The 5,663-nt window shown below is 73.1% G+C and carries 5 protein-coding genes; 2 read left to right on the top strand and 3 right to left on the bottom strand.

The window, feature by feature from the left end; translation table 11 throughout:
* Positions 1-184, top strand: a 184-nt coding sequence (locus AC08OV_RS09910) for an SCP2 sterol-binding domain-containing protein (RefSeq protein ID WP_476619581.1), incomplete at its 5' end; no start/stop codon positions are given.
* 59 nt (positions 185-243) lie between these two features.
* Here AC08OV_RS09910 and AC08OV_RS09905 read toward each other — a convergent pair.
* On the bottom strand, positions 244-1,464 hold the full coding sequence (locus tag AC08OV_RS09905) for an HAD-IIA family hydrolase (protein ID WP_476613296.1): 1,221 nt from the start codon (positions 1,462-1,464) through the stop codon (positions 244-246).
* A 110-nt stretch (positions 1,465-1,574) separates the two neighbouring features.
* Entirely contained in the window at positions 1,575-2,120 is a 546-nt protein-coding gene (locus AC08OV_RS09900; protein ID WP_462189093.1) for a tetratricopeptide repeat protein, read from the bottom strand.
* A 385-nt stretch (positions 2,121-2,505) separates the two neighbouring features.
* Here AC08OV_RS09900 and AC08OV_RS09895 point away from each other — a divergent pair, with 385 nt between their 5' ends.
* Positions 2,506-3,837 (top strand): DUF1015 family protein, encoded by a 1,332-nt coding sequence (locus AC08OV_RS09895; protein ID WP_476613298.1) that lies wholly within the window; start codon positions 2,506-2,508, stop codon positions 3,835-3,837.
* A gap of 105 nt (positions 3,838-3,942) precedes the next feature.
* On the opposite strand, the gene AC08OV_RS09890 is transcribed toward AC08OV_RS09895, so the two are convergent.
* The gene (locus AC08OV_RS09890; RefSeq protein WP_476613299.1) at positions 3,943-4,812 is read right to left on the bottom strand and encodes a tetratricopeptide repeat protein; all 870 of its coding nucleotides are present in this window, start codon (positions 4,810-4,812) and stop codon (positions 3,943-3,945) included.
* Positions 4,813-5,663 lie beyond the last annotated feature (851 nt).

Below are 5,663 nucleotides of genomic sequence, written 5' to 3'. Positions count from 1 at the left end.
CGGCTGCCTGCGGCACATCGGCGAGGGCACCCGCGACGACGCCCAGATCATCCTGACGCTGGACAGCGACGACCTGGTGGCGGTCGCCGAGGGAAGGCTTCCCGCGATGACCGCCTGGGTCAGTGGACGGCTGAAGGTGGACGCGAGCGTGCGGGATCTGCTGCGGGTCCGCTCGCTGCTGTGACGATGCGCCTGTTCGCCGACGATGCTCCAAGGCACCGGGACTCAGGCGGGCGCCGGGACTCAGGCGGGCGCCACGGGCTCCAGCGCCCGGGGCTCCGGAGCCATCAGGTCCTCGCAGCCCGGCGGGCGTCGCGCCACGATCGTGTGGACGGCGACGCCGCTGTCCAGGGCGGACCAGACTGTGGCGCAGGCGGCCCGCAGCCCGTCCAGCCCGTCGGTGCCGTCCCCGTTCCACGTGTCGTCGCCCGGCACATCCCAGTCTGACGCATTCCCACCGGAATGCCCGCTACCCGAACGATCGCCACCCGACGCGTCATCGCCCGGCCCGTGGCTCTCACCCGACCAGTGGCTCTCACCCGACCAGTGCAGCGTCCCCTCCTCGACCCGGCTGCTCCAGGCGCCGCAACGATAGGCGTGGTTCCCCAGCTCCGGGACGGCCTTCACCGGTGGCGCCGCCCGGAGCAGCCCGCGCAGGTCCGCGGCGACGAAGTTGGGACGGTGCGGAGCGGGAGCGGCGAGCAGGTCCCCGGGGGTCGTCACCCCGGTGAAGACGAGCAGGGTCGGCGTCGACGTCCGGTGACCGGCCTCGATGTCGGTGTCGAGCCGGTCACCGACGATGAGGGGTGTCCGGGCTCCGCTGCGCCGCATCGACTCACGGTGCATCGCCAACTCGGGCTTGCCGGTCACCACCGGCTCGCGGTCCGTGGCGGCCCGCAGGAAGGCGATGACGGATCCGTTGCCGGGCGCGACGCCCCGCTCGGTCGGCACGGTGCGATCGGCGTTGCTGGCGATCCACAGTGCTCCGGCCCGGATGGCATAGGCCGCCTCGGCGAGGCGGGCATAGGTGAGATCTGGGTCGAACCCCTGGACCACCGCCGCCGGATCGTCCTCGGCCGAGTCCACCGGGACCAGGCCCTCCTCCGTCACCGCCTGTCGAAGTCCCCGCCCTCCGGTAATGAGCACCCGAGATCCGGTGCCCAGCCGTTCAGCCAGGACGTGCGCCGCTGCCTGCGCCGAGGTGACGACGTCCTCGGTTTGCGCCGGCACGCCGAAGCCGCGCAGGCGGGCGGCGACCTCGGCCGGCGGGCGCAGTGCGTTGTTCGTGACGTACACCGTGCGCATCCCCCGGCGGCCCGCGGCGGCGATGGTGTCCGCCGCGTGCGGCACGGCGGCGCCCCCACGGTTGACGACACCGTCAAGATCCATCAGGGCGACGTCGAACAGATCGGCCAGCGGCCGGTCCGTCCCACGCAACGGCCCGGGGAAGCCGCCGGAAGGCACGGAGAAACCAGAAAACACGGAGGACGACGAAGCGGAGGAGACCGCGGAAGGGCTGACTGACGAAGAGCTGACTGACGTGGTCTCGTCCGCGGGCACGGCGGCCGGCCGGGTCACGCTCGGGCCAACGCCGCGCGGGCGCCACGCAGCGCGACATCGTAGTGTCGGATGTCGGGACGCATCGCCACGGCCAGCGCCAGATGCTCCACGGCTACCCGAAGATCACCGATCTTGCGGGCGGACAACCCGAGGCCGAACTGGGCGTAGTCGTCGGTGGGATGCCGATCCACGATCCAGGCGAAGGTCTCCCGGGCCGCGCCGTACTGACCGGCGGTGAACTGCGCCCGGGCCAGCGCCTCCCGCACGCTCGGCGAGGCGGGTTCGGCCGCGACGGCGTGGGCCAGCAGCTGCACCGCGGCATTGGCGTCCCCGTGGCCGAGCAGCGCCATCCCCCGGGTGTACCAGTCGTAGACCTCACCCGCCGGTCCCGGCCGGGACCGGTCCGCACCGTCATCCCCCCAGGACGTCACCTCGGACGGCACCGAGCTGGATCTATCACGTCGTCCGCGGGCGGGCAGCCCACCGGGCATCTCGTCCGGTACATCCCCCGGAGGGCCGGTCTCCTCGGACATCTTCACCTCCACTACACGGATGATCATCTGCCGCCTCGCCAATCCTGAGCACCGGGCACGGGCCTCGCGCCGGGCTCCGCCGCACCGTGGCGCCCTCGGTGCGCATCACCGCCTCTCACCCGAGGAACACCTCCGGATCCGGAATCACTCCGTCCGGCTCCGCCACCGCAGGCACCAGGCACATCCTCGAGGTCCGCAGCTCCAGTGTCGCCGCAAAGCCACCCGACGTACCTCGAGATCCCCATAACGATCAGGTGTGCGCTGTCCACCGTCCCGCCGCTCCGATGGCACGCTCGCACTACGTAAAGGTGGTGAAATGTTCCTCTCGCCCGGTTGGGCCGGCCGGAACACGGGCGGTCAGTGGCGAGGGCACTCCCGGGTCACACCGGGTCCGCGCTCTCGGGGCCCTACGATGCGGCTCATGGTTGACGCCGATCGTCCCGTTCCCGCCCCGGCGGGTCTCGTGCTCGCCCCGTTCCGGGCCGCACGATTTCCGTCCTCCGGGCCGGACCTCGCCCCGCTGACCTCCCCGCCCTACGACGTCATCGACGACGCCGAGCGGGCGGAACTCCAGGCGCGCGACGAGCACAACGTGGTACGGCTCATCCTCCCCGGGGAGGACTACGACGGGGCCGCCCGCACGCTGCGGGCATGGCTGGACAGCGGGGTGCTGCGTCGCGACGAGAAGGCCTCCGTCTACGTCTACGAGGAGGAGCAGGCCGGCCATGCCCAGCGCGGGCTGATCGGGGCGGTCGCGCTGACCGATCCGGATGCGGGGATCATCCTCCCGCATGAGAACACCATGGCGGGCCCGGTCTCAGACCGGTTGGCGCTGACCCGCGCGACCCGCGCGAACCTGGAACCGATCTTCCTGCTCTACGCCGGCGGCGGCGAGACCAGCCGGGTGGTCTCGATGGTGGTCGCCACGACGCCGCTGGTGGAGACGTCCACGGGCGACGGGGTGACGCACCGGCTCTGGGCCATCGACGATCCGGCGGTCCTCACCGCCATCGCCGCGGACCTACTGCCCCGGCGCGCGATGATCGCAGACGGCCACCATCGGTACGCCACCTACCGCCAGTACCAGGCGGAACGGCACGCCGCCGGGGATGGTTCGGGTCCCTGGGACTTCGGTCTGGCCTTCCTCGTCGACGCGACCGTCTCGGGGCCCCAGGTGCACGCCATCCACCGGGTGGTGCGTGGTCTCGGGCTCGCCGAGGCAGTGCGGCGGGCCGCCGAGGTGTTCACCGTGCGTCAGCTCGCCGGGCCCGGCGAGGGCGGTACCGCTGCCGGGGATGCCGGTGGCGTGGGGCCGGCAGGCGCGGACTCGGACGCGCTGGTGGAGGAGCTGGCCAAGGCCGGGCAGGGCGGGCACGCATTCGTGGTCACCAACGGCACCGCGGCCTACCTGCTCACCGAGCCCGACCCCGACCTGCTCGCGCGTAGCCTGCCCCCCGAACGGTCGGCGGCCTTCCGTGGACTCGACGTCACCGTCACTCATCTTGCGTTGATCGTGGACGTCTGGGGGTTGACGGACACGGTGGGCGTGGTCGACTACCACCACGACGCGCCGGCCGCGATCGCCGCGGCGGCTGCGGCGGGAGGTACCGCGCTGCTGCTCAACCCCACCCCGATCGCCGATGTGGCGGCCGTCGCCGAGGCCGGCGAGCGGATGCCGCGCAAGTCGACGTTGTTCACCCCAAAGCCGCGCACCGGACTCGTGCTGCGTCCACTCGACGACTGACCGGCGTACGCATGACCGGCGTAGGTACTGTCCGTCTCCACCGCGGACCCACCTCCCCGCAGACCTACGGATACCGCGGGCGGAGTGGCCCTCGGCCGGACGGTCCTACCCCTCGGTCTTCGTCCCCTCGGTCTCGAGGCCGGGGCCAGGGGCGTCACCATGATCAGTAAAATCATGGCCGGTAACGTCCTGATCGACATTCGCTTCGGTATTCGCCTCGGTCCCGGCGTCCGCGCCGGGATCGGCCCGATCGGAGAGCAGGAGATCCGCGCCGTCCCGCGCAGCCTCCTCGTTCTCCTCGGGGAGAGGCCGACCAGTCATGATCAGATACGCGCGGGCGTCGGCGTCAGTCTCTCCTTCGTCGATCGCCGCCGTGGAGGTGAACCAGCGTGCGGCCTCCTCGGGACGACCGGCGGCAAGCAGCGCCTCGGCATAGGCGTACCAGAGACGGGCGGTCCACGGCGCGGGCGGCATCTTGGCCGTGGCCAGATCCCGCAGCAACACGACGGCGGCCTCCGGCTGACCGAGGTCCCGGCGGGCCCCGGAGACGACGATGAGCATCTCCGCCCGAGCGGCCGGATCAAGCTGGTCGATCTGCGGATCCCGCAGGTAGGCGACGGTACGCTCCGGCCGGCCCAGCCCCCGTTCGCTGTCCGCCATCAGCGGCAGGTTGTGCGCGGAACCGTCCATCCGACGAGCGGCCCGAAGTTCCACCAGGGCCGTCGCGTACTCCCCCGCGTGGTAAGCCGCGATACCGACCGCCTCGCGCACCGCGGGCAGGCGTGGCACTCGATCGGCGGCGGCGCGGGCGTGGGCAAGCGCGCGGGCGGGATCGTCGTCGAGCAGCAGGGCGGTTGCGACGAGATGGCGGGCGATCGTGTCGGCGAGCGACGACGGCAGGCCCCGAAGGGAGCGGCGCACGTCGTGGTCCAGCAGGTCCGCGCGGGCCTCGTCGGGAAGTGGCGGAGCCGGCACCCGGGCCCGCCGGCTGCCCTGCTCAGTCTGATCTGTCCGGCCAGCCCGGTCAGTTCTGTCGGGCCGGCCCGGCCCGGTCGGACGGCCGCCGCGGGGGCCGCCGCCCCCGGGCCTGGAAGCCTCGGTGAACGGCCGGCCGCGGTGCTCGGCGCGAGCGGAGCCGTCGCGGCGGGCCCCTCCACCGCTGGTGTCCCGGGACTCCCGCGTCTCCCGGGACTCCCGGGACTTCCGGCCTCGATCGCCGCCGGGCCGCAGGCCGGCCGAGCGCGTACCCGCGGGACGGTCGCCATCGGAACGCCAGACTCTGCCGTGAGTCGGCCGTTCAGGGCCGTCGTGCCGGGGGTGCGGGCCGTCGCTGCTGGCCCGGGCCTGCCCGGGCCGATGGGATACCGAGGAGTCGCGCCCCGGTCTGCCGTGGTCGGGACGGCTAGTCGGCCTTCCGGACCGACCGGTCTCCTCCGCGCCCGGCCGACCTCGACGCTCGCGCCAAGCTGCCTCGGCGGCACCCCGGTTGCGGGCGGAGGCTCCGTTCGCGCCCCGGTCACCGCGCGGGCCGTTCGCGCCCCGGTCACCGCGCGGGCCGTTCGCGCCCCGGTCACCGCGCGGGCCGTCGGCTCGGGAGAAGCGCTCACCGCCAGCCGCCGGGGCACGCCCACCGCCGGTCCCCTCCGGACGCCGAGCCCCACCCGGGCGGCGGTCGAACGAGGAAGCCGAGGAGGAGGAAGAGGAGCTGGAGGAACTACCGGATCCCGCATCGCCCGCACGCGGCGATCCGCCGTACCCGGCGTTGCCGTACCGGGTGTTGGAGTCCGAAGCCCTGGAGCGGTCCGGCCGGCCCTGGCCCTCCGGGC

Source organism: Frankia sp. CeTa3Moorea (genome assembly GCF_978021225.1).
The sequence above is the reverse complement of the archived record's forward strand: the minus strand, read 5'-3'. Positions and strand labels throughout refer to the sequence as shown.

Excerpts from the sequence above, each read along its gene's own strand:
- AC08OV_RS09900 (WP_462189093.1), bottom strand. The coding sequence starts at position 2,120 with ATGATCATCCGTGTAGTGGAGGTGAAGATGTCCGAGGAGACCGGCCCT.
- AC08OV_RS09895 (WP_476613298.1), top strand. The coding sequence starts at position 2,506 with ATGCGGCTCATGGTTGACGCCGATCGTCCCGTTCCCGCCCCGGCGGGT.